The organism is Streptococcus sp. 2018162, assembly GCF_019754175.1.
GTDB classification, from domain to species: Bacteria; Bacillota; Bacilli; order Lactobacillales; family Streptococcaceae; genus Streptococcus; species Streptococcus hashimotonensis.
Window position 1 is genome coordinate 247,210 of record NZ_JAIJZP010000002.1, and the last position, 23,881, is coordinate 271,090.

The 23,881-nt window shown below is 41.1% G+C and carries 21 protein-coding genes; 16 read left to right on the forward strand and 5 right to left on the reverse strand.

The window, feature by feature from the left end; translation table 11 throughout:
* Positions 1-6: 6 nt before the first annotated feature.
* Positions 7-2,187: an LTA synthase family protein gene (locus K5Q22_RS03520; RefSeq protein ID WP_205013554.1), complete on the reverse strand. Its 2,181-nt coding sequence runs from the start codon at positions 2,185-2,187 to the stop codon at positions 7-9.
* Between the two features lie 115 nt (positions 2,188-2,302).
* Here K5Q22_RS03520 and K5Q22_RS03525 point away from each other — a divergent pair, with 115 nt between their 5' ends.
* The 11 genes from K5Q22_RS03525 to K5Q22_RS03575 all read left to right on the forward strand — a co-directional run bounded on the left by K5Q22_RS03525 (position 2,303) and on the right by K5Q22_RS03575 (position 13,531).
* Positions 2,303-3,466 (forward strand): class I SAM-dependent rRNA methyltransferase, encoded by a 1,164-nt coding sequence (locus tag K5Q22_RS03525; RefSeq protein WP_136628889.1) that lies wholly within the window; start codon positions 2,303-2,305, stop codon positions 3,464-3,466.
* Complete coding sequence (aroD, locus tag K5Q22_RS03530) at positions 3,463-4,137, forward strand: type I 3-dehydroquinate dehydratase (RefSeq protein WP_002940621.1); 675 nt, start codon at positions 3,463-3,465, stop codon at positions 4,135-4,137. Before K5Q22_RS03525 ends, aroD begins: the two co-directional genes overlap by 4 nt.
* A gap of 2 nt (positions 4,138-4,139) precedes the next feature.
* Positions 4,140-5,306, forward strand: coding sequence for a chorismate synthase (aroC, locus tag K5Q22_RS03535; RefSeq protein ID WP_024407373.1), 1,167 nt, complete (start codon positions 4,140-4,142; stop codon positions 5,304-5,306).
* A 7-nt stretch (positions 5,307-5,313) separates the two neighbouring features.
* Complete coding sequence (locus K5Q22_RS03540; protein WP_205013555.1) at positions 5,314-6,417, forward strand: prephenate dehydrogenase; 1,104 nt, start codon at positions 5,314-5,316, stop codon at positions 6,415-6,417.
* 9 nt (positions 6,418-6,426) lie between these two features.
* The gene (locus K5Q22_RS03545; protein WP_024401417.1) at positions 6,427-6,765 is read left to right on the forward strand and encodes a YlbF/YmcA family competence regulator; all 339 of its coding nucleotides are present in this window, start codon (positions 6,427-6,429) and stop codon (positions 6,763-6,765) included.
* A gap of 262 nt (positions 6,766-7,027) precedes the next feature.
* Entirely contained in the window at positions 7,028-8,173 is a 1,146-nt protein-coding gene (nagA, locus tag K5Q22_RS03550; RefSeq protein ID WP_205013556.1) for an N-acetylglucosamine-6-phosphate deacetylase, read from the forward strand.
* Between the two features lie 23 nt (positions 8,174-8,196).
* Positions 8,197-9,198, forward strand: a complete 1,002-nt coding sequence (gene lacD, locus K5Q22_RS03555; protein ID WP_013730422.1) for a tagatose-bisphosphate aldolase — start codon at positions 8,197-8,199, stop codon at positions 9,196-9,198.
* Positions 9,199-9,815: 617 nt separating this feature from the next.
* Positions 9,816-10,775: an ABC transporter substrate-binding protein gene (locus K5Q22_RS03560; RefSeq protein ID WP_105121769.1), complete on the forward strand. Its 960-nt coding sequence runs from the start codon at positions 9,816-9,818 to the stop codon at positions 10,773-10,775.
* A 23-nt stretch (positions 10,776-10,798) separates the two neighbouring features.
* Positions 10,799-11,773, forward strand: coding sequence for an ABC transporter substrate-binding protein (locus K5Q22_RS03565; protein WP_205013557.1), 975 nt, complete (start codon positions 10,799-10,801; stop codon positions 11,771-11,773).
* Between the two features lie 54 nt (positions 11,774-11,827).
* On the forward strand, positions 11,828-12,721 hold the full coding sequence (locus K5Q22_RS03570) for an ABC transporter permease (RefSeq protein ID WP_002940642.1): 894 nt from the start codon (positions 11,828-11,830) through the stop codon (positions 12,719-12,721).
* 9 nt (positions 12,722-12,730) lie between these two features.
* Positions 12,731-13,531 carry an ABC transporter ATP-binding protein gene (locus K5Q22_RS03575; RefSeq protein WP_012027210.1) on the forward strand — a complete coding sequence of 267 codons (801 nt, stop codon included), beginning with the start codon at positions 12,731-12,733 and terminating at the stop codon, positions 13,529-13,531.
* Positions 13,532-13,683: 152 nt separating this feature from the next.
* On the opposite strand, the gene aroB is transcribed toward K5Q22_RS03575, so the two are convergent.
* From aroB to K5Q22_RS03595, 4 genes are read right to left on the reverse strand one after another with little or no spacing between them, the layout of a single operon-like run.
* A complete protein-coding gene (aroB, locus tag K5Q22_RS03580) occupies positions 13,684-14,751 on the reverse strand; it encodes a 3-dehydroquinate synthase (protein WP_205013558.1) in 1,068 nt (355 codons plus the stop codon).
* Between the two features lie 12 nt (positions 14,752-14,763).
* Entirely contained in the window at positions 14,764-15,633 is an 870-nt protein-coding gene (locus K5Q22_RS03585; protein ID WP_205013559.1) for a shikimate dehydrogenase, read from the reverse strand.
* A 45-nt stretch (positions 15,634-15,678) separates the two neighbouring features.
* Complete coding sequence (locus tag K5Q22_RS03590) at positions 15,679-16,704, reverse strand: 3-deoxy-7-phosphoheptulonate synthase (protein WP_024407365.1); 1,026 nt, start codon at positions 16,702-16,704, stop codon at positions 15,679-15,681.
* Between the two features lie 9 nt (positions 16,705-16,713).
* Positions 16,714-17,751, reverse strand: a complete 1,038-nt coding sequence (locus K5Q22_RS03595) for a 3-deoxy-7-phosphoheptulonate synthase (RefSeq protein ID WP_044673447.1) — start codon at positions 17,749-17,751, stop codon at positions 16,714-16,716.
* Positions 17,752-18,015: 264 nt separating this feature from the next.
* Here K5Q22_RS03595 and aroA point away from each other — a divergent pair, with 264 nt between their 5' ends.
* The 5 genes from aroA to rlmD all read left to right on the forward strand — a co-directional run bounded on the left by aroA (position 18,016) and on the right by rlmD (position 23,373).
* Complete coding sequence (aroA, locus tag K5Q22_RS03600) at positions 18,016-19,296, forward strand: 3-phosphoshikimate 1-carboxyvinyltransferase (protein ID WP_205013560.1); 1,281 nt, start codon at positions 18,016-18,018, stop codon at positions 19,294-19,296.
* 8 nt (positions 19,297-19,304) lie between these two features.
* Entirely contained in the window at positions 19,305-19,796 is a 492-nt protein-coding gene (locus K5Q22_RS03605; RefSeq protein ID WP_024393608.1) for a shikimate kinase, read from the forward strand.
* Positions 19,787-20,614, forward strand: coding sequence for a prephenate dehydratase (gene pheA, locus K5Q22_RS03610; protein WP_205013561.1), 828 nt, complete (start codon positions 19,787-19,789; stop codon positions 20,612-20,614). Before K5Q22_RS03605 ends, pheA begins: the two co-directional genes overlap by 10 nt.
* An 11-nt stretch (positions 20,615-20,625) precedes the next feature.
* Positions 20,626-21,948: an LCP family protein gene (locus tag K5Q22_RS03615; protein WP_105133858.1), complete on the forward strand. Its 1,323-nt coding sequence runs from the start codon at positions 20,626-20,628 to the stop codon at positions 21,946-21,948.
* Between the two features lie 66 nt (positions 21,949-22,014).
* On the forward strand, positions 22,015-23,373 hold the full coding sequence (rlmD, locus tag K5Q22_RS03620) for a 23S rRNA (uracil(1939)-C(5))-methyltransferase RlmD (RefSeq protein WP_205013562.1): 1,359 nt from the start codon (positions 22,015-22,017) through the stop codon (positions 23,371-23,373).
* The last annotated feature ends 508 nt before the right edge of the window (positions 23,374-23,881 follow it).

Genomic DNA, 23,881 nt, shown 5'->3' on the forward strand with positions numbered 1-23,881 from the left:
AGTGTATTACTGCGAATTTGAACTGGTACTTGTTGAGCTAGTGCTTGTACCAGTATTTGGTGTGCTAGTAGCAGTTGTACTACCGTGAAGTTCTAGGTAGCTTGGTGCTTTAAATAGTTCAATTGTTGATTTATTGCCGTTTTTACTATACAAACTTGTCGATTGTGTACCAAGTTTATTCTCCAGTGCAATCTCGGCAGCCAATGAGTCAATGTAGTTATATTGACTTGAATCTAAGGCTGGCAATCCATTGTCGAAGAATCGGATAAGATCACCAGTTTGAATGGCATCGCTAGTCGCTAGTTGTGCTGCAGTAGCTTCTTTAATTGCATCAATTTCTTTTTGAGTTGTCTCATCTGGATTTGTAATTTCAAGACCAGTTTCTGTATAGTAGATTTTACCTTCGTAGCTAGTGTATTTTGGTGTGATGAAACTGCCAGCGGTTCGAAGAGCCACAATTTGGCTGTGTTGGCTGGAAAGTAGGTCTTGACCAACTTGGAGATAGTTATCGGATTTGATTCCTAAAAGATGTTCGAGAGTAGGAAGTGCATCAATCTCACCACCATAGGTATCAAAAATCCCACCGTTGGTCATTCCAGGTACAACAATCATATATGGAACACGTTGCATCATGGCATTGTCAAAATCTGACCAAGTCTGTGAATCTTTTCCAATCAACGGTGCCAAGTCAGGATTGCGTGAATTAGAAATCCCATAGTGATCACCATAGAGAACGATGACGGAGTTTTCGTACAAGCCAGTCGCTTTTAAGTAATCGAAAAATGCCTTTATGGATGCATCGAGATAGTTTGCAGTAGCAAAATAGCCATTAATGGTTTCATCATCTGTATTGGCTAATGGAAAGCCGATTTCATCCCCAATCAAGCTGGTTGTATAGGGGTAGTGGTTGGAAACCGTGATAAATTTGGTATAGAAGGGTTGCTGTAAATGTTCAAGGTATTGGATAGAGTCGGCAAACATGATTTTATCATTCAGACCGTATTGGAATGAATTTTCAGCAGTGGCTTCAGAGAAGTAGGATTGATCAAAGAAGTAATTGTAACCCCACTGTTTATAGGTGTTGTTCCTATTCCAGAAACTGGCTGCGTTACCGTGGAATACAGCAGATGTATAGCCACCATTTTGAGAGAGAATATATGGTGCAGCTTGCTGGGTATTGCTTCCACCATATTGGACCATGAAAGAGCCTTGATTGAGTCCAAAAAGTGAGGTTTCAATCATGGTTTCGGCATCAGAGGTTTTACCTGCCTTCACTTGGTTAAAGAAATTAGAAAAGGCGAGAGTAGAGCTAGAATGATACAGAGAATTGAGGAAAGGTGTGACTTCGTATTCGACACCATTGACGTTCAACTTATAGTCAATAACAAATTGTTGTAAGCTTTCTAGGTGGAGATAGATAACATTTCGCCCTTTGGCAATACCGAAGTAGTTGTCATTCGGTTGAGCATAATGTTCTGTAATATATTGTTTTACAGGCTCCAGGTCTGAGGCAGTGGCCCCAGAGCGATCCCTATGGGCATTGTAGGTTTGATTAGCATTGTAGCCAAGGAAAGCTGGTAACCCAAGGGCTCTGACGATATAAGTATTAGAAAATCCTCTCGTAAGTAGCTCAGGTCTATCAATTTCTGCTAAAAAGAGATTGATAGAGAACAATAATACTGAAAAGGCTGTGATGGCAAAGCTAGATTTTTTATGAAATGGAGTTTTGTCCCAGTGAAATGCCTTACGGTAGACTAAGAAACCAAAAGCTATAAAATCAAGAAAATAGACAATGTCCCATAGCCTAAATAACTTAAGAGCTGCTTCTCCTAGTCCAGCAGATACGCTAGAGGTAGCCATCATGGTAGAAATGGAGATATAATCGGAAAATTCTCTATAATAGACTGCATTTGAAAAGAGCCAGGCGAAAAGAACAATATAAATGGTCATCGCTACACTATAGAATGCTTTCGTATTCTTTATATAAAGCGAGAGACCAAGCAATAAAATCCCTACTGGTAGAGGATTCATAATAGCGATAAAATTTTGGAAAAATCCTTGGGTATCTAAATTAAAATCAACATAGTAGGCCCAGAGTGTTTTGAGCCAGTAAATGATCAGCAAAATCAAGACGAAGCCAAGTCGAGTTTGTCCGCTCTTCTTGACGTAGTCAATTAGTTTTTTCACAATAAAACCTCATGGTCCTTTCTAAAAGCTTAGTTCATTATACCATAATTTTAAAATAAGCCTCAAAGTTTAGAGTTTTTTTGGCATATATGAAGAAACATGTTATAATAATTCTATGAAAATAAAGGTAAACCGTATTGCAGAACAGAAAATAAACAGAGGGATTCAACTCTTGGATAGCGCTGATTTTTCAGGTTTTTCGTTTGATGATGACAGGCTGGCTGTTTTGTATTCAGAATCTGGAAGCTATTTAGGTCAGGCTTATTTGTCTAAGCAGAATAAGGGAATAGGCTGGCTGTTTAGTAGAAGCAACCAAGACTTGACCATGGATTTTTTTGTTAAATTATTCGTGGATGCCAAACAGAAACGTCAACATTTTTATCAATCTGAGATGACGAATGCTTTTCGTTTATTTAATCAAGATGGAGATAATTTTGGTGGAATGACGGTTGACCTGTATGATGAATACGCAGTTTTTTCATGGTATAATACCTTTATTTATTCTGTCAAAGAGATGATTGTTGCTGCCTTTCAACAGGTATTTCCCGAAGTAAGAGGAGCTTATGAGAAGATTCGTTTTAAAGGTTTGGCCTTTGAGTCTGCTCATCTTTATGGAGAAGAAGCCCCTGAGTATTTCACTGTGTTGGAAAATGGAGTTCACTATCAGGTTTTTATGAATGATGGACTGATGACGGGAATCTTTTTGGATCAGCATGAAGTACGTGGTTCCTTGGTGGATGGCCTGGCGGCAGGCAAGTCACTTTTGAACATGTTTTCGTACACGGCAGCATTTTCTATTGCTGCTGCCATGGGCGGAGCAGGGGAAACGACTTCTGTCGATTTAGCCAAACGCTCGCGAGAACTTTCTAAAGCTCACTTTAAGGTTAATAGTTTAGACTTAGATAATCATCACTTTGTAGTAATGGATGTATTTGAATATTTCAAATATGCCAAACGTAAAGGCTTGACTTATGATGTGATTGTCTTGGATCCGCCAAGCTTTGCACGAAATAAGAAACAAACCTTTTCAGTAGCCAAAGATTACCACAAGTTGATTTCTCAATCTTTGGAAATACTAAATACAGGTGGAACTATTATCGCTTCGACCAACGCTGCAAATGTTTCTGTCGAAAAATTTAAGCGGCAGATTGAAAAAGGTTTTGGTGTTAGAAAATACCGTTATGAGGCAAGTTATCGCTTGCCAGCCGATTTTGTAATCAATAAAAATGATGAAAGTAGTAATTACCTAAAGGTCTTTACGATACAGGTAGATAAATGAAAATAGTAGTTCCTATTATGCCTAGAAATCTGGAAGAGGTAGAGGCCATTGATGTAGAACGTCTAGCAGAGGCAGATATTGTTGAATGGCGAGCAGACTATCTTCCGAAAGATGATATTTTAAGAGTAGCACCTGCTATATTTGAAAAATGTAATGGTAAGGAAGTGGTTTTCACCATTCGGACAACACGTGAAGGTGGCCACTTGGATTTGGACGATCAAGAATATGTTAATTTAATCAAAGAAGTTGCAGCGCTTTATCAGCCAGATTATATTGATTTTGAATATTATTCTTATAAGTCGGTTTTTGAGCAGATGTTGGAGTTTCCTAATCTTGTGTTGAGTTATCATAATTTTGAGGAAACACCGTCTAATTATATGGAAATCATGTCTGAACTGACTAGCCTGTCACCAGCTGTTGTTAAAATGGCTGTAATGGCTAAGACAGAGCAGGACGTCCTAGATGTTATGAATTATACTCGTGGTTTTAAATCGCTGAACACCGAGCAGACATTTGCGACAATCGCTATGGGTGAACTAGGGAAGTTAACGCGTATTGCAGGTGTGATTACAGGATCCTGCTGGACTTTTGCCAGCTTAGATGAAACATCTGCACCTGGGCAGATGTCTTTAGGCAATACTCGTAAGTTTTTGGAAATTTTGGAGAATTAAGTATGCGTTATTTAACAGCTGGTGAGTCTCATGGACCACGTCTAACAGCCATTATTGAGGGAGTTCCAGCTGGTCTTCCTTTAACAGCTGAGGATATTAATGAAGATTTAAAACGTCGCCAGGGGGGATACGGTCGTGGTAGTAGGATGCAGATTGAAACAGATCGCGTAGAGATTACGGCTGGTGTTCGTCACGGTAAGACAACCGGTGCCCCGATTACATTGAATGTGACCAATAAAGACCATCAAAAATGGTTGGATATTATGGCAGTTGAGGACATCGAAGAGAAGCTCAAAAGTAAGCGTCGTATCAAACATCCACGACCAGGACATGCTGACCTAGTTGGTGGTATGAAATATCGCTTTGATGATTTGCGTAATTCCTTGGAGCGTTCTAGTGCGCGTGAGACAACTATGCGTGTAGCTGTTGGTGCGGTTGCCAAACGGATTTTGGCTGAGTTGGATATTGAAATTGCTAACCATGTAGTCGTTTTCGGAGGGAAGGAAATTGATGTCCCAGATGGTTTAAGCGTAGCAGAAATCAAAGAGCGTGCAGCTCAGTCAGAAGTATCCATTGTCAACCAAGAGCGTGAAGAAGAAATCAAAGCCTATATTGATCAAATCAAGCGAGATGGAGATACTATTGGCGGAGTGATTGAGACTGTTGTTGGAGGAGTTCCAGCTGGCTTGGGATCATATGTGCAATGGGATAAAAAGTTAGATGCAAAATTAGCGCAGGCTGTTGTTTCAATCAATGCTTTTAAGGGAGTAGAATTTGGAGTAGGCTTCCAAGCTGGCTATCTCAAAGGGAGCCAAGTCATGGACGAAATTCTCTGGTCCCAAGAAAAAGGATATACACGCCGAACCAATAATCTAGGTGGTTTCGAAGGTGGTATGACCAATGGCGAGGTCCTAATCATTCGTGGTGTTATGAAACCAATTCCGACCCTCTATAAGCCATTGATGTCGGTTGACATTGATACCCATGAGCCTTATAAAGCTACTGTGGAGCGTTCAGATCCAACGGCTCTCCCAGCAGCTGGTGTGGTCATGGAATCAGTCGTGGCTACAACTCTAGCGACAGAAATCCTAGAGAAGTTCTCTTCCGATAATATGGAGGAATTGAAAGCTGCAGTAGCCAGTCATCGCGACTATGTCAAAAATTTCTAGGTAATTAATGAAAAAAACGATTTTAATTGTAGGTCTAGGGTTGATTGGAAGTTCACTTGCGCTCTGTATTCGCAAAGACCATCCTGACTATCACCTCATTGGCTTTGATCCTAACGAACAATCATGCCAAATTGCCTTGGGCAAGGGGATGGTTGATGAGGTGTCAACGGAATTGGAGGGTGTGGCAAAGCAGGCTGATGTGATTCTTCTTTGTGTTCCAATTCAAGTTTCTTTGCGTTTAATTGAAGAATTTAGTACCCTTGAATTGAAGGATACGGTCTTGATTACAGATGCAGGTTCAACGAAGTCTGCAATTGTGGCTGCTGCAGAGGAACATTTGGCGCCAAGACAAATTAATTTTATCGGTGGCCACCCTATGGCAGGTAGTCATAAATCTGGTGCCAGTGCAGCAGATCTCTATCTATTTGAGAATGCTTACTACATTATGACACCGTGTCAGGCTACCAAGCGGGATGCGGTTCCCCGATTGACAGATTTGTTATCTGGAACGGGGGCACGTTTTGTTCAGATTGATGCAGCAGAACATGACCGTGTGACCAGTCAAATTTCACATTTTCCACACGTATTGGCTTCTAGTTTGATGCATCAAGCTGGAGAGTTTGCGCAAGAACATCCCTTTACGAATAATTTTGCAGCTGGCGGATTTAGAGATATGACACGGATTGCGGAAAGTGAGCCGAGCATGTGGACTAGCATTTTGCTAACCAATGCGGATTCTATTCTAAATCGAATCGAGGAATTTCAAGAACGTCTTTCAGAAATTTCAGATGTGCTCAGATCTGGTAATCAAGAAGCAATTTGGGACTTTTTTGATAAGGGACGTCAAACTCGTAAAGCCATGGAAATTCACAAGCGTGCAGGTGTTGATTCTTTCTACGATTTATTCCTTAGTGTTCCTGATGAGGAAGATACGATTTTGAAGGTTTTGGAAGTCTTACGGGGTATTTCCATTGTCAATATTCGTATCAATGAAGAGAACCGTGAAGATATACACGGTATTTTACAAATTACGTTTAAAAATAAGGGAAATTTGGAAGACGCTGCGAAACGTTTAAGAGAGCAGACGATTTACAAAATTCATTTAGATTAGGAGAAAATTATGTCAACAAATATCTATGATATAGCAAATGAATTGGAACGTGCAATCCGTAACCTGCCTGAATATAAGGCGGTGGAAGCCGTTAAGGTCTCAGTTGAGGGGGATTCAGAAGCCAAAGAAATATTGGAAAGTTATATTTCTTTCCAAAAAGAAATCCAATCTAAATTGCAGGCTGGTGAAATTCCTACTGAAGCTGACCAAAAGAAAATGTTGGATTTCAACAAGAAAGTTCAGGGAAATCCACTTTTGACGGAATATTTCAGCAAGCAACAACAATTGGGAACTTATGTAGCTGATTTGGAACGTATCATCTTCAAGCCTCTCAACGAATTGTTGTAATATATTTATATTTGATAGGAGCAGGGTGTTAGGTCGTGGATTGACGCCTAGTATATACTGCTTACGTAGAGTTCTTATCTCCAAGTACAGATTTAGAAACGGTACTTTGGGGAGTAAGAACTCTTTTTTCTACCTTCTCACAGCATCCATTTCTTATAAAGTTATGGTAATTACTTGACATTTTCTAATAGAAGTTCTACAATATATTTAGTATATGGTTATAACCAGTTTGATAAGTATATATATCAATAAAGGAGATAGTATGACAGTATTTATAAAAGCAAAATCTATTATTTTACCAGAGAGTGAGGTCGAATCAGCCTATTTAGAAATCACTGACAAGGGTCAGTTTGGAAGGATTGTGACCGAAAAGCCTGAAGGGGAGATTGTTGATTATTCTGACTTTCATTTAGCACCAGGGCTAGTTGATACACATATCCACGGCTACGCTTCTCACGATGTTATGGACAATGATTTTGAAGGGATCAAGGTAATTTCAGAAGGTCTCTTGTCTTGTGGGGTGACCTCTTGGCTTCCAACGACCTTAACAGATACGACTGAAAATTTAGATGCAGTTTGTGAAACGATTGGGACTTATGCAGGGCAGGAAACAGGCGCCAAGATTCAAGGTATTTTCTTAGAGGGTCCCTTCTTTACAGAAAAATACAAAGGAGCACAAAATCCTAAGTACATGAGCGATCCATCCATTGAAAAGTTGGACAACTGGCACAGCTTATCGAAAGGTTTAGTCAATAAAATTGCCATTGCTCCAGAACGTGAAGGTGTTAAAGAATTCATCGAGTTTGCTAACAGCAAGGCAATTCATACTGCCTTGGCTCACAGCGATGCGACCTATGCGCAAGCGGAAGCAGCAGTAGAAGCTGGTGCCAATATCTTCGTCCATGTTTACAATGGGATGAGTGGGCTTCATCACCGTGAACCAGGTATGGTCGGAGCTACTTTGAATTTAAAAAATGTCTATGCGGAAATGATTTGTGATGGACACCATGTTCATCCAGCTGCGGCAGAAATCGTGGTCAAAGCACGTGGAGTAGAGGAAACTGTTTTGATTACGGACTGTATGCGAGCTGGCGGTATGGGTGAAGGGGAGTCCCGCCTCGGTGAATTTGAAGTTGTTGTAAAAGATGGAACTGCTCGTTTAAAAGAAAGTGGTAGTTTGGCAGGTTCTATCTTAGAATTGATCGAAGCAGTACAGAATGTTGTGAAATGGGGCTTGGTGTCCCTACCTGATGCCCTTCGTATGGCCTCTCTGGCACCAGCTCGCTCTGTCAATATTGACCATATTTGCGGTCGGATTGCAGAAGGCCGAGCTGCAGACTTTATCGTCGTAGATGATGCAGGACGCTTACAAGCGACCTATCTAGATGGCGTGAAACGATTTGGTTAATAAAATTTCTTAGGAGGAAACTAATGACAAAATTACAACTTTCTCAGGCTAAATTCAATCACATGACCCGCTTGTCAAATAGCGATCAGGTGATTGCGGCCTTGGCGATTGACCAACGGGGGGCTTTGAAACGCTTACTTGCTGCTGCAGCAGGTGGTGGCGAATTTGGAGATGACATTTTGATTGACTTCAAGAAAGTCATTTCAAGCGATTTGACCCCTTATGCAAGCTCTATCCTCTTGGATGCTGAGTATGGTGTTCCAGCTTCAGAATTGCGTCATGCAGATTGTGGATTCATTGCAGCTTATGAAAAAACAGGTTACGATGCGTCCACACCAGGTCGTTTGCCAGACCTTTTGCCAAACTGGTCAGCTAAACGCATCAAAGAATTGGGAGCGGATGCCGTAAAAATCTTGCTTTACTATGATGTAGATGACAAGCCAGAAATCAACGACATTAAGCATGCTTGGGTAGAACGCATTGGTAGTGAGTGTATCGCAGAAGATATTCCTTACTTCGTCGAAATCTTGACTTACGATGCCAGCGATATGGATGTGACTTCTCGTGAATACGCAGCCCTCAAACCACACAAGGTCAATGGTGCCATGCGTGAATTTAGTAAGTCACGTTATAATGCCGACGTGCTCAAGGTTGAAGTGCCTGTCAATATGAACTTTGTAGAAGGCTACACAGATGAAGAGCCAGTCTATACAGTTGAGGAAGCTAAGGCCTTCTTCAAGGAACAAACAGACAGCACTCACTTGCCATTCATTTATTTGAGTGCAGGTGTATCTGCCAAACTCTTCCAAGAAACACTTGTCTTTGCCAAAGAAGCAGGTTCAAGCTTTAATGGTGTTCTTTGTGGTCGGGCGACTTGGAAGGATGCAGTAGCCATCTTTGCAAGCGAGGGTGAAGAAGCAGCCAAAGCTTGGTTGGCAGATCAAGGTCGCCGCAACGTAGAAGAACTCAACGAGGTTCTAGCAACTACAGCATGTCCTTGGACTGAAAAAGTTGAAGTAAAATAATTGTTTTAGTAGGGTCTGAGCTTAGGTTCAGACTTTTTTGTGACATCAAATATAGTCATTTATACCCTTCGAAAATCAAAATCAGTCGTTGTTGACCTGATGTTGCATATCTCCCGCCTTGAACAGTCCATTTACTGTGCAAGCAATCCCAGAAACAAGAAAGCATTGAGTTATAGCTGCGGCTGTTGACAGGTCGTTTTATAGCTAATAATATAGGGGTCTATTTTTAGAAAAATTCGAAAAACTTGAAAAATCTGAAAATTTACGCAATTTCCTATTGACAAATAATTTGAAAACAGTTATGATAGTTACAAATAAATGAGAAAGGGAAACAGAGATGTTACAAATGTGTCAAAATCATTCAGCTAATCATACTTATTTCTACGGCTATTTTAGATAGTGTTTGTAGACATGGTAAACATGGATGCAAACACGGGAACGTAAAGTTTGTATCTATGTGGCTGTAGCTATTTTGACATGTGCCCATAGATGATACATCTAAATGGCACGGATAATTCATTCTGTTTTCCTATACAGATGAAATATAAGGACCGTTTAGAGTGTAGTCTAAGCGGTCCTTTCTTGTTTGCAATTATATTTATAAAAGGAGAATAATCATGGGATTTAAAAAAATTATACTTAGTTCAGTGGCACTTTTGTCAGCAGTAACGCTTGTTGCATGCAGTTCCAATTCGTCAGATTCAAGTTCAGTCAATGTTGGTATTATTCAATATGCTGAACATGAAGCATTGACCTCAGCTCGTGAAGGCTTTGTAGAGGCACTCGAAGAAGCAGGCTACAAGGAAGGTGAAAATCTGACGATTGATTTGCAAAATGCCCAAGGTGATCAAGCAAACTTACAGACAATGGTTGAGAAATTGGCAGGGAAAAATGATCTTAACTTTGCCATCGCAACACCGGCAGCCCAAGCCATGCTTAATGCAGATAGTGAAACATCAAGTGTATTCACAGCTGTCACAGATCCAGTTGAAGCAGGTTTGGTTGAATCATTGGAAAAACCAGGTGGGACCATGACGGGATCGACTGATGCAACTGATGTGGAAGGTCAAATCGAGATGTTGCTCAAGGTTGTACCAACTGCGAAGACTGTCGGTATTTTCTACAATTCTAGCGAGGTAAACTCAGAAGTTCAAGCTGAGCAGGCTAAAAAAGCACTCGAAGCAAAAGGTGTAAAGGTAGAAGTGACAACAGTTACGACTACAAACGATGTTCAGCAAGCTATTACTTCACTTGCAGGAAAAGTCGATGCTATCTATCTTCCAACTGATAACACAGTTGCCTCTACAGCTTCAACAATCGGTGATATTTTAAAAGAAGCAAAAGTTCCAGCTATGGGAAGTGACGCGGCAGTTATTGACGCAGCTCTATTTACCTACGGTGTCGACTACCATGCTATCGGTGTTCAAGCTGGTGAATTGGCCGTGAAGATTTTGAAGGGTGAAAAGCCAGCTGATTTAGCAGTTGCAAAACCAAATACAGCGGCTATTACCGTCAATGAAGAAATGGCTAAAGCTGTTGGTATTGATGCAGCGACTATAAAAGCATTAGAAGAGTAAAATATTTAGGAGAAGAAACGTTTATGTATTATAAGCTAGTAAAAAAATTGGCAACTATTTCAGTAGCAAGTATGGGTTTGCTAACACTTGCAGCTTGTTCCTCATCATCAGAACAAGCTTCCTCAGATGTGGTCAAAGTTGGAGTTCTCCAATATATGGAGCATGAATCATTGACAGCTGCCCGTGAGGGTTTTGTGGCGGAATTAGAAGCAAATGGCTACAAAGAGGATGAAAAATTGGTTTTGGACTATCAAAATGCCCAAGGTGATCAAGCTAACCTTCAAACCATTTCAGAACAATTAATCGATGGAAATGATATTGTCTTGGCAATCGCTACGCCGTCTGCCCAGAGTTTAGCGACTGTGTCTACTGAAACGCCGATTGTCTTTACTGCGGTTACAGATCCCTTGTCAGCTGATTTGGTAGAATCCATTGAAAAACCAGGTGGACTTTTGACAGGTACTTCTGATCAAGCTCCAATTGACAAACAGGTTGAGTTGCTAGGACAAGCTGTTCCGAATGCTAAGACAGTTGGTATTTTGTACACTACTAGCGAACGTAATTCAGAAGTCCAGGTAGAGCAAGCTAAGGAATTGCTAGAAAAAGCAGGTTATAAGGTAGTGGTAAAAGGAATCACTTCGACTAATGAAGTACAAGATGCTACAACAAGTTTGATGAAGGATGTAGATGCTCTCTTTATTCCAACAGACAATACTGTCGCTTCAACCATGACCATGATCGGTGAATTGTCAGTGGAGCATAAAGTTCCTGTCATCGGTGGTTCAACGGACATGGTGGATGAAGGAGGTCTTTTGACTTACGGTACCAACTATGAAGCTTTAGGTCGTCAAACTGCAAAAATGGCTATTAAGATTATCGAAGGAGCCAATGTGTCAGAAACAGCGGTAGAATACCCAGAGACCGTCAGTCTTCACGTTAATGAAGAAATGGCTCAGAAATTAGGTATCGATACTTCTAAGCTTGCTGTATCTGAATAAGATCGGTATGATAGAACCTAGTATTGACTACGAATTTAGAAAAAGGAGAAAATCGTGGATATTATTTTATCAAGTATCTCGCAAGGCTTGCTTTGGTCAGTTATGGCGATTGGTGTTTACTTGACGTTTCGTATTTTAGATATTGCTGATATGACAGCTGAGGGGTCTTATCCGCTTGGAGCTGCTGTTTGTGCGACAGGGATTGTGAACGGAGTGAATCCCTTACTGGCAACCTTTATGGCTATGGTAGCTGGTATGGGTGCAGGCTTGATTTCTGGTTTACTTCATACAAAACTAAAAATTCCAGCCCTTTTGACCGGTATTGTAACCTTGACAGGTCTCTACTCTATCAACTTGAAAATATTAGGCAAAGCCAATGTAGCCCTGCTCAAACAAGAAACACTGGTGACCCAATTGCAGGATTTCGGTTTGACAAAAACAAATGCTGTTTTGGTGATTGGTCTGGTCTTTGTACTAGCAGTTGTAGGCCTATTGACGCTCTTGCTCAATACACAAATTGGTCTAGCTATTCGTTCAACAGGGGATAACATTCCAATGAGTGAGGCCAATGGTATCAATGTAGACAATATGAAAATCTACGGCTATATGTTGTCGAATGGTCTAATTGCCCTTTGTGGAGCTCTTCTTACTCAGAATAATGGCTATGCAGATCTCAATTCAGGTACTGGTACCATTGTTATCGGTCTAGCATCTGTCATTATTGCAGAAGTTATCTTGCGTAACTTACGCCTGGGTTGGAGACTCCTATCGGTTGTTCTCGGTGCAGTTGTTTACCGTTTGATTATCTTAGCGATTTTGGAAATTCCAGGTATGGATGCAGACCTTGTTAAACTCTTCTCAGCTATCCTTCTGGCAACCGTTCTCTATGTGCCAGAATTGCAGAAGAAATTGAATATTCGTCGTCCAAAATTGAATGGAAATGCTTAGGAGGAAGTCATGTCTACAATTTTATCAATTCAAAATATTCATAAAACCTTCGAAGCTGGAACAGTTAATGAGAACCATGTCCTTCGTGGGTTGAACTTAGATGTAAAAGAGGGTGATTTTATCTCCATTATCGGTGGTAATGGTGCTGGTAAATCAACTTTCATGAACTCACTTGCAGGTGCCTTGACGGTTGATTCGGGCGATATTTTGCTTGAAGGTAAATCCATTAAGTATGTCTCAGCTGCCAAACGTTCTAAGGACATCAGCCGTGTCTTCCAAGATCCTAAGATGGGAACAGCTTCCCGCTTGACCATTGAAGAAAACATGGCTATTGCCTATCGTCGTGGATTGTCACGTGGTCTTGGCTGGGGTGTGAAGGATAGTGAACGTGCTATTTTTAAGGAAGCCTTGAAAGAACTTGGTCTGGGACTAGAAAACCGTATGAAGGTTGACACGCAATTTCTTTCAGGTGGTCAACGTCAGGCCTTGACATTGATGATGGCTTCGCTGGTCAAACCAAAAGTTCTGCTCTTGGACGAACACACTGCGGCCCTTGATCCCAAAACTAGCGATATGGTCATGGAATTGACTAAAAAGATTGTCGAGAGTCACCAGTTGACAGCTCTGATGATTACGCATAATATGGAAAACGCCATTGAATATGGTAATCGTTTGGTCATGTTGCACCGTGGTCAGATTGTTGTCGATGTAGAAGGAGAAGAGAAGAAGAACTTAACCGTTCAAAACTTGATGGATCTTTTCTACAAAAACAGTGGTGAAAAGCTAACTGACGATGAAATGATTTTATAAAAAATAAGACTACTGATGATTTTGAATCAGTAGTCATTTTTCTTATCTTGTCATTTAGTATTTCTTTTATTACTTCGACGTGAGAGGAAACTCCGTTTCCTTATTTCTAACCTTCAACTATCTACCAGATAGTTGAAGCGAGTACTAAAAGACTATACTTGTAGAAATTCTAGCATTTCTTCCATTGGAATTTGATGGATGGCAGCCTGTCCCGATTGAGGGACGATGACGAGTTTGATGGTCTTGCCACGTGCTTTTTTATCGTGAGTTAGGGCGGCGTATAATTCATCTACATTCCAAGGTTGGTGTGTAGTCGGCAAGCCGAATTTTTCACACATGGCGATAATCTTTTCTGTCATACCAGCTGGCATCAGTCCTTTTTTCTCAGCTGCGCGTGAGATTTGTACCATACCGATAGCAACAGCTTCACCGTGCATGACCTGGCCGTAACCAGCGGTCGCTTCAATAGCATGTCCAATCGTGTGACCGAAGTTGAGGTAGAGTCTGACACCGTTGTCTAATTCATCTTCGACAACAACCTTGCGTTTGACTTCACAGGAGTGGTAGATGATATAGTCAGCATGCTCCAGAATGCTCTCGACAGAGCCGTCTAATTGGTCTAGGGTTTCCCAGAGCTCCACATCATCTATTAAGCCATATTTGACAACCTCGCCCATTCCTTCAATCAATTCTCGTTTGCCGAGTGTTTTGAGGGTATCAGGGTCAATGAGAACGCCGTCTGGTTGGCAGAAGGTCCCCACCATATTTTTGGCAAATGGGGTGTTCACGCCAGTTTTTCCCCCGATAGAAGAATCGACTTGGGCAGTTAGGCTGGTTGGGATTTGTAGGAAATGGATACCACGCATATAGGTAGAAGCGACAAAACCTGCCAAATCGCCAACGACTCCTCCGCCGAGAGCAATGATTCCATCACTTCGTGTCATACCATTTTTTACGAGAAATTCGTAGGCCTGGTTGACGGTATCAAGATTTTTTGAGGCTTCACCTTCTGGAAATTCAAAAGCAATGGTTTCAAAACCAGCTTGTTCTAAGCTTGACTGGACTGTTTCACGGTAGAGTGAGCCAACGTGGTCATCTGTAATAATGGCGATTTTCTGAGGTTTCCAAAGTTCTTTGACCCATGCACCTGTCTGTGCTAAACTTCCTCTTTGGATAAGGATGTCGTAGGGATTGTGGGGAAGATTGACGGTCAGTTTCATCAGATTTCCTCTCTATTTGATGTCGTATTTCTGGACTAATTGGTCCCAAATCAAGTCAGTCGGCATTTCCTTACCAGTCCAGGCTTGGAAGGCTTCAGCTGCTTGGAAGAGAAGCATGCCCAAACCATTGATAGTTGGATTGCCTTGAGATTGGGCTAGTTTTAATAAAGGTGTTTCGAATGGTTGATAGATCACATCTGCAACCAAAAGATTTTCAGGAAAGCGAATGGTAGAAGGAACAGGTTGAGAATACCCATCCATGCCTACACTGGTTCCGTTGACTAGTAAGTCGGAGTTGGCAATATGTTCCTGTAGTAATTGGCTATCTTCGAGCGCTAGGACCTGCATAGGAACTCCAGTTGCTTGAGCAATAGGTGTAAGACTCGCCTGTGTTCTTTCCAAGCTTTGTTGGCGGCAGAAAATAGTAATTTCCTTTGCACCATCCAATGTAGCCTGAGCTATGATAGCAGTAGAAGCACCACCACCACCTAGAATGGTCAGTCGCTTGTTGCGTACTTGGAATCCTCTTAGTTTTTCTAAACTTTTGAAGAATCCAATGCCATCGGTATTGTGACCGATTAGTAAGCCGTTCTGATGAATGACAGTATTGACAGCGCCAATCAGGCGTGCAGAGGCTGTTAAATCATCTAGATAAGGAATGACAGCTTGTTTATAGGGCATGGAAAGATTGATGCCAAACATATCGTAGCGTTTGATATTTTCAAGAGTAGCAGCCAAATCCTCTTCTGGAATTTCCAAAGCGACATAGACACCATTTACACCTGTTTCCTTAAAAGCCAGATTATGAATGAAGGGGGAAATGGTGTGTTTGATTGGCTTTGCAACAACGGCAGCAAGACGAGTGTAACCATCAATGTTCATAGCTTACCTCCAAATTATTTATCCTATAAAAAATTAAGGAAAGAATTAGACAGTTTGATGAATTTCACGAATCAGAGCTTCCGTTTTTTCCCAACCCAAGCAAGGATCGGTAATGGATTTTCCGAATACCTCAGGGCTATCTTGACGGCCGTCTTCCAAGTAGGATTCAATCATGAAACCACGGACATATTTGCGAATGGCTTCATTCCAATCACGGTTGATGAGGGTTTGACGGACGATACGGATTTGTTCCAGGTAGTTTTTACCAGAATTGTCGTGGTTGGTATCAATTACGATAAATGGATTTTTAAGACCAAATTGTTCATACTGTTTGATGGTTTTCAAGAGAATATCATAGTAGTAGTTTGGCTCATAACCGCCCTTTTCAGTATTGGCACCACGAAGGATAGCATGAGCGAGAGGGTTGCCATCTGTATCAACTTCTGCATCGCGGTAAATAAAGTTCTGTTTGTTTTGTGCGGCGTAGATAGCATTGAACATAACGGTCAAATTACCAGAAGTTGGGTTTTTCATACCAGTTGGCATATCGACACCTGATGCAACAAATCTGTGTTCTTGGTCTTCAACCGAACGTGCTCCGATAGCATGGTAGGACACCAAGTCTTCCACAAGAGGGTAGTTGGCAGAGTAGAGCATTTCATCAGCAGTTGTGAGTCCGGTCTCAGTAATGACACGGTAATGCAAATTACGAACGGCTGCAATTCCGTTAATGAGGTCTGGTAATTTAGAAGTATCTGGCTGATGAACCAGTCCTTTATAGCCTTCCCCATTGGTACGTGGTTTAGCTGTGTAAACCCGCATGACCATGAAGATTTTATCTTTGACTTCCTCTTGAAGCTTAGAGAGACGACGTGCATATTCTAGAACGGCCTCTTCATTATCTGATGAGCAAGGGCCGATAACCAAGAGCAGACGGTCATCTTCGCCTCGGATAATTCTTTTCAGTTCTTCATCGCGCTGATTTTTTGCAGCCAGAAATTCTCCTTCTAACTTGGAAAGTTCCTTTACTTTATCGATGTCTAAACTGGTGCTACGTTTGTGAATTCCCATAATATCTTCCTATCTGTTGTAAATTTCTCGGATGAGTTCTTGTGTTTTTTCCCAGCCTAAGCAAGGGTCTGTGATGGATTTTCCATAGATGTCTGGATTGTCTTGGCGACCGTCTTCAATGTAGGATTCAATCATAAATCCGCGAACGTAGTTACGAATGGATTCGTTCCAGTCACGGTTGATTAAGGTTTGACGGACGATACGGATTTGTTCCAAATAATTTTTCCCAGAATTGTCATGGTTTGTATCGATAATAATAAATGGATTTTTCAAGCCAAATTGGTCATAGAGCTCAATGGTTTCTAGAAGATTGTCATAGTAATAGTTTGGTAGGTATTTACCATTTTCATTGACTGCGCCACGAAGAATAACGTGAGCAAGTGGATTGCCAGATGTTTCAACTTCAGTATTGTTGAAGAGGAAGGATTGCTTCTTCTGAGCAGCAAAAAGACCGTTGAACATGACTTTGAGGTTACCAGATGTTGGATTTTTCAAGCCTGTTGGAACATCGATGCCTGACGCTACAAAGCGGTGCTGCTGATTTTCAACCGAACGAGCTCCGATAGCGATGTAGGAAACCAAGTCATCAACCAAAGGCAGGTTTTCAGGATAGAGCATCTCGTCAGCAGTAGTTAAACCTGTTTCCGTAATGACACGATAGTGGAGGTTACGAACTGCTTTGATTCCGTTGATGAGGCTTGGTGCAGCATCTGTATCTGGTTGGTGCATGAGTCCTTTATAACCATCACCATTGGTACGTGGCTTGGCAGTATAGACGCGCATGACCATGAAAATTTTATCTTTGACCTCTTCTTGGAGCTTGGCCAAGCGGTGAGCATAATCTAAGACAGCCTCTTCATTGTCAGAAGAACATGGCCCAATTACTAGGAGAAGACGATCATCTTCACCTTTTAAGATAGCTTCAAGTTCACGGTCACGAGCTTGTTTTTTAGCAAGTGTTTCTGGAGAAAGTTTTGAATGTTCTCGTACTTGATTGATGTCAATTTTTTCGCTGATTGGTGTAAACAATAGGTCTTCCTCTTTCATTTATAGATTTCTCAATTATACCATTATTTTTAAGAATTTAAAACCAATATTCATGATTTTGTGTGAAATTTACAGTAAATTCTGAATATTTTATATAAAGAAAATTTAAGAAATTTTACTTACAATAGGTTAACGATTTTTGATTCATACACTTTGGATAAAAATGTAATGGAAATTGATTTTTTTGCAAGTCATTGTCATAAAAATCAGAAAATATTTAATAAATATGATAGAATGGAAGTAATACTAGTTTGAGGTAAGGGTATGAAATTAAGAAAAAACGTAGAAAAACTACAGGGTGCGATTCGTGTCCCAGGTGATAAATCAATCAGTCATCGTTCTATTATTTTTGGTTCCCTTGCAAAAGGTGTTACCCGTGTCCACGATATTTTGCGTGGAGAAGATGTCTTGTCAACCATGCAGGTCTTTCGTGACTTGGGTGTAAAAATTGAAGACAATGGTGATATTGTTGAAGTACACGGTGTTGGCTTTGATGGTCTTCAAGCACCCAAAAATGATTTGGATATGGGAAATTCTGGAACCTCGATTCGTTTGATTTCAGGCGTTTTAGCAGGTCAAGATTTTGAGGCGACTATGTTTGGTGATGATTCCTTATCCAAACGTCCTATGGACCGAGTGACTATTCCACTCAGTCAAATGGGAGTAGAGATTTCTGGACAAACTGAACGTGACCTACCTCCGTTGACCATCAAAGGGAATAAGAATTTAAAACCAATTCGCTACCAACTCCCTGTAGCCTCTGCCCAAGTAAAATCAGCTCTGATTTTTGCTGCCTTGCAGGCTGAGGGAGAGTCGGTCATCGTAGAAAAAGAGTTGACTCGCAACCATACAGAAGATATGATTGTCCAGTTTGGTGGACAGTTGGAAGTCAATGGCAAGGAAATCCGCATCCAAGGTGGTCAGGAGTTTATTGCTCAAGAGATTACAGTTCCGGGCGATATTTCAAGTGCCGCCTTTTGGTTGGTTGCTGGCTTAATCGTACCAGGTTCAAAAATTGTCCTTGAAAATGTGGGAATCAATGAAACTCGGACTGGTATTTTAGATGTCATTAAAGCCATGGGCGGTAAAATGACTCTTTCTAACATAGATGAACTTGCAAAATCTGCTACCATTACAGTTGAAACGTCGGAATTGAAGGCTACGGAGATTGCAGGCGAATTGATACCTCGTTTGATTGATGAGTTGCCAATTATTACCTTACTAGCGACTCAAGCACATGGAACAACGATTATTCGTGATGCTGAGGAGTTGAAAGTTAAAGAAACGGATCGTATTCAGGTTGTTGCAGATGCTCTAAATAGTATGGGAGCAACTATTGAACCAACAGAAGATGGTATGATTATTCACGGACCAACTGCTTTACATGGTGCTGAAATCAATACATTTGGTGACCACCGTATCGGTATGATGACTGCCATTGCCGCCTTGTTGGCCAAAGATGGAGAAGTTGTATTGGAAAGAGCAGAAGCTATCAATACTAGCTATCCTGCCTTCTTTGAACACTTAAATAGTTTGATGGATTAGGAGAATGTATGCCAATCGTTTTACTTGGATTTATGGGAGTTGGAAAAACAACAACAGCACATTTGTTAAATCTCCCCGTTTACGATATGGACCATATCATTGAAGAACGGATTGGTATGCCTATTGCTGACTATTTCAGTCTTGAAGGAGAGGCTTCGTTTAGACAACTGGAGACAGAGGTGTTGAAAGAATTGCTGGACTTACCTAGTAATTGTATCGTGTCAACTGGTGGTGGTGTGATTAAATCTGAAGTAAACAGGGAATTGCTGCTGGCAAATAGGGAGGACAATGTACTTCTTACTGCCTCCTTTGAAGTTTCCTATCAGAGAATTCGTAAGGATAGACAGTCGCAAAGACCTCTCTTTTTACAGTGTAGTAAGGAAGAGTTTGAAGCCCTTTATCGTGAACGAATGGCACTTTATCAAGGTTTAGCCGATACTGTAATCGATACAGATAAACTGAATCCAGAACAAGTAGCAAGGAAAATTTTATGCAAGTAGCCTATCTAGGACCTCGTGGTTCTTTTACACATCAAGTGGCCCAGCAGGCCTTTCCGACTGCGGATTTGCAGGCTTTTGAAACGATTACAGAGGTTATCAAGGCCTACGAAACGGGGGAAGTTACCTATTCCGTTATTCCAGTAGAGAACTCGATTGAAGGTAGTGTTCATGAAACGATTGACTATCTCTTTCATCAGGCGGAGATTCATGCGGTTGCAGAGATTGTTCAACCGATTGCCCAACAACTGTTAGCCACGAGTGCCGATAAGGCTGTAGAGGTTATCTATTCTCATCCGCAGGCAATTGCTCAGGGGAAGAAATATATTCAGGAACATTTTCCTCAGGCTCGTATTGAAATAACAGCTAGTACAGCCTATGCTGCTCGCTTTGTGGCAGAACACCCTGAACAACCATTTGCGGCAATTGCTCCGCAAGCGGCAGCTGTTGAATATGGACTGGAGGTAATTGCGCAAGACATCCAGGAAATTAGCGAGAATTTTACACGCTTTTGGATTTTGGGGGATAAGGATCCGTCTATTGCACTGGAACAAGTAGCTAAAAAAGTCAGTCTTGCACTGACATTGCCAGATAACCTGCCAGGAGCCTTGTATAAGGCCATGTCTGTTTTCTCATGGAGAGGAATCAGCTTAACAAAAATAGAAAGCCGACCCCTGAAAACGGCTTTGGGTGAGTATTTTTTCATACTGGATCTTGACAATCAGTCTGAGGAATTATTAGCCTATTCTCAAAAAGAATTGACTAGTTTAGACATAACCTATAAAGTACTAGGGAATTACCTGGTCTATATGACCAGCTAGGATGAAGACAGATGAATAAAAACAATAATATCCTAACCCATCATGAGCAATTGAGGTTAGATTATTTGCAAAAAAATATCCACTACTTAAATGACAAAGAAAGTCGTGAGTTGGATTATCTATTATATAAAAAAGAGCTGAGAGAACGGCATGGAAGTCCAAGGCAATCTCTACGTAGCTTCACACCAACGGCTTACGAAGATGACTTCGAGGAAGATTATTTTGAAGAGGATGATGAGCAAGAGGAACTGTTGCCTCGCTATCCTGAACGTAGATCCAGAAAAGCAAGACAAACCAAACCTCAACGGTTTCAGTCTCCTCGTATCGAGCCCAAAGCGAAAGTACCTAAACCTAAAAAAGCTCGTAAAAAGGGTGGTTTCAAGCGCTTTATTGGTTTCGTATTGCTTGCTATAGCGCTAGTGATTGTAGCGATGGGCTATAGTTTTTTCAAAGGTATGAATAGCGTGAGTGAGAAGCCAGTAGCTGAGGTCTTCAACGGCGTAGATACATCGAATGGGACAAATATTTTAATTTTGGGAACAGACGGTCGTGTTGGCGAAAGTTCAGGTGAAACTCGAACGGATACCATTATGGTTCTAAATGTGAATAACACGGATAACAAAATCAAACTTGTTAGCTTTATGCGGGATACCTTGGTGGATATTGAGGGATATGAATATAAACTCAATACTGCCTATACTTTGGGAGAACAGGATAATCAGCAAGGGGCTGAAGAAGTTCGGAAGGCGTTGAAGAATAATTTTGACATCGATGTCAAGTACTATGCGATGGTGGATTTTGCAACCTTTGCGACAACGATTGATACACTTTTCCCTGAGGGCGTAACGATTGATGCACAGTTTTCAACTATTAATGGTGAAGTCGTTAGCTCAGTAGAAGTGCCGAATGATTTACAGCTGGAAGAAAATGCTCCTGCTTATCAAACGATTCAGGTCGGTGTACAGCAGATGGATGGTAAGACCTTGCTTAACTACGCGCGCTATCGTTCGGATGATGAAGGTGATTTTGGTCGTACGAGACGTCAACAGGAAGTGTTATCTGCTGTTATGACACAGGCTAAAAATCCAATGAAACTATTCTCTGGCTCCGAAGCTATAGGTAAGGTTGTGGCGATGACTCCGACAACAGTGCCACAAAGCTTTATGTGGCTACAGGGACCAGGCCTTCTATTGGATGCAGCAAATGGTATCGAACGTGTTACAATCCCAGAAAATGGAGACTGGATTGACGACTATGATATGTATGGTGGTATGGCTCTTCGTGTTGATTTTGAAAAATACCAGCAGCGCTTGGCTGAGTTAGGCTTGCGTTAAGAAATATGGTATACTAGAAGTGACTTCGGTCACTTTTTTAGTGGTCCAAAAATAGAAAGTAGAATTATGTTAAAGAAAAACGATATTGTCGAAGTAGAAGTTGTAGATTTGACACATGAGGGGCAGGGTGTGGCAAAAATTGATGGTTTTGTCTTCTTTGTAGACAATGCTCTTCCAGGCGAGAAAATTTCCATGCGCATCTTAAAACTTAAGAAAAATATTGGTTTTGGTAAGGTGGAAGAATGGCAGATCTTCTCACAAGACCGTAATCAGGACTTGGATTTGACCTATCTAAGAACAGGTATTGCTGACTTGGGGCATCTCACTTATCCAGCCCAACTAGCTTTTAAGAAAAAACAAGTTGAGAATAATCTACGCAAGATTGCAGGTCTGCCAGAAATAGCAGTAGCAGATACTTTGGGAATGGACAATCCTCTTGCTTATCGCAATAAGGCAGCTGTTCCTGTTCGTCGTGTGAATGGGCAGTTAGAAACAGGATTTTTCCGAAAAAATTCACATGATTTGGTTCCAATTGAAGATTTTTACATTCAACATAAGGAAATTGACGCCTTGGTTTTAGCGACACGTGACCTGTTGAGAAAATTAGACTTGAAGCCTTACGATGAGAAAGAACAGACAGGACTTGTGAGAAATATTGTTGTTCGTCGTGGTCATTATTCAGGTCAGTTGATGCTAGTTTTAGTTACGACTCGTCCGAAGATTTTCCGTGTTGAAACCCTTATTGAGCGTTTGACAAGCCAATTTCCAAATCTTGTTTCTATCGTTCAGAATATTAATGACCAGAATACCAATGCTATATTCGGTCAAGAATTCCGTCTTTTGCATGGCAGTGAAACTATTACAGATACCATGTTGGGCAATGAATTTGAAATTTCTGCACCGTCTTTCTATCAAGTCAACACAGAAATGGCTGAAAAACTCTATCAGACCGCCATTGACTTTGCAGAATTGTCGGCAGATGATGTCGTGATTGATGCCTATTCAGGTATTGGGACAATTGGTCTCTCCTTTGCAAAACAAGTTAAGCATGTTTACGGTGTAGAAGTCGTTGAAAAGGCTGTCCTTGATAGTCAGAAGAATGCTGCTCGAAATGGGATTGATAATGTTACCTATGTCTGTGATAGTGCAGAATCCGCTATGCAAAAATGGGTGGCAGATGGAGTCAAGCCAACTGTGATTTTTGTCGACCCACCACGAAAAGGTTTGACAGAAAGTTTTATCAAAGCAAGTACTTCTGTAAAACCAGAGAAAATCGTTTATATCTCTTGTAATGTGGCAACCATGGCGCGTGATATTAAACTTTATGAGGAATTGGGGTACAAATTGACCAAGGTACAGCCGACTGATTTATTTCCAAATACGCATCACGTGGAAGTTGTGGGATTATTAAAAAAACGCAACTAGATTGTCCAGCTTGCTCTCTCATTTTTGGGCAAGCTGCTTCCAAGGTCCACAGGACCTTGGAACTCCCAAATACGCATCACGTGGAGTGTGTTGCTCTGCTAGTGAAAGCCTAGAAACCTTTGAACGAAAGCATTATAAAAAGCCTTGGAGACAAGGCTTGAGCTTTGGGGTGGGGTAGTATCAAAGTGACGGCCTCAGTTGAAGTAGTTGATGTTCTGGTGGATTTTAGAGGGATTTATTTCCGTAGACGCAAGGGGGGACATGAGATAAGGAGTATGAGGGAATAGATGTCCCCACCCCTTCCTAATTTGGAAATCAAGTAGAGTGTGTTCGAGGACAGTTAAAACAAGTTATATGGCATAGAATAAGAAAAATTAAGGTAACTAAGTTTATTATGTTATTGAGAAAAGGATTGATTTAAATGAGGTATGATGTTGCATTTGGGAGCTTTTGTTCTAGAGCCAGTCGGCTTATTGTTGGAACTGATTGAAAAAGAAAACAATCGTTG

Coding starts and splice junctions, on each gene's coding strand:
- aroC (WP_024407373.1), top strand. CDS start 4,140: ATGCGTTATTTAACAGCTGGTGAGTCTCATGGACCACGTCTAACAGCC.
- K5Q22_RS03540 (WP_205013555.1), top strand. CDS start 5,314: ATGAAAAAAACGATTTTAATTGTAGGTCTAGGGTTGATTGGAAGTTCA.
- K5Q22_RS03575 (WP_012027210.1), top strand. CDS start 12,731: ATGTCTACAATTTTATCAATTCAAAATATTCATAAAACCTTCGAAGCT.
- K5Q22_RS03525 (WP_136628889.1), top strand. CDS start 2,303: ATGAAAATAAAGGTAAACCGTATTGCAGAACAGAAAATAAACAGAGGG.
- aroA (WP_205013560.1), top strand. CDS start 18,016: ATGAAATTAAGAAAAAACGTAGAAAAACTACAGGGTGCGATTCGTGTC.
- aroB (WP_205013558.1), bottom strand. CDS start 14,751: ATGAAACTGACCGTCAATCTTCCCCACAATCCCTACGACATCCTTATC.
- lacD (WP_013730422.1), top strand. CDS start 8,197: ATGACAAAATTACAACTTTCTCAGGCTAAATTCAATCACATGACCCGC.
- K5Q22_RS03545 (WP_024401417.1), top strand. CDS start 6,427: ATGTCAACAAATATCTATGATATAGCAAATGAATTGGAACGTGCAATC.
- nagA (WP_205013556.1), top strand. CDS start 7,028: ATGACAGTATTTATAAAAGCAAAATCTATTATTTTACCAGAGAGTGAG.
- pheA (WP_205013561.1), top strand. CDS start 19,787: ATGCAAGTAGCCTATCTAGGACCTCGTGGTTCTTTTACACATCAAGTG.
- K5Q22_RS03560 (WP_105121769.1), top strand. CDS start 9,816: ATGGGATTTAAAAAAATTATACTTAGTTCAGTGGCACTTTTGTCAGCA.
- K5Q22_RS03565 (WP_205013557.1), top strand. CDS start 10,799: ATGTATTATAAGCTAGTAAAAAAATTGGCAACTATTTCAGTAGCAAGT.
- K5Q22_RS03605 (WP_024393608.1), top strand. CDS start 19,305: ATGCCAATCGTTTTACTTGGATTTATGGGAGTTGGAAAAACAACAACA.
- K5Q22_RS03595 (WP_044673447.1), bottom strand. CDS start 17,751: ATGAAAGAGGAAGACCTATTGTTTACACCAATCAGCGAAAAAATTGAC.
- rlmD (WP_205013562.1), top strand. CDS start 22,015: ATGTTAAAGAAAAACGATATTGTCGAAGTAGAAGTTGTAGATTTGACA.
- K5Q22_RS03615 (WP_105133858.1), top strand. CDS start 20,626: ATGAATAAAAACAATAATATCCTAACCCATCATGAGCAATTGAGGTTA.
- K5Q22_RS03585 (WP_205013559.1), bottom strand. CDS start 15,633: ATGAACATTGATGGTTACACTCGTCTTGCTGCCGTTGTTGCAAAGCCA.
- K5Q22_RS03590 (WP_024407365.1), bottom strand. CDS start 16,704: ATGGGAATTCACAAACGTAGCACCAGTTTAGACATCGATAAAGTAAAG.
- aroD (WP_002940621.1), top strand. CDS start 3,463: ATGAAAATAGTAGTTCCTATTATGCCTAGAAATCTGGAAGAGGTAGAG.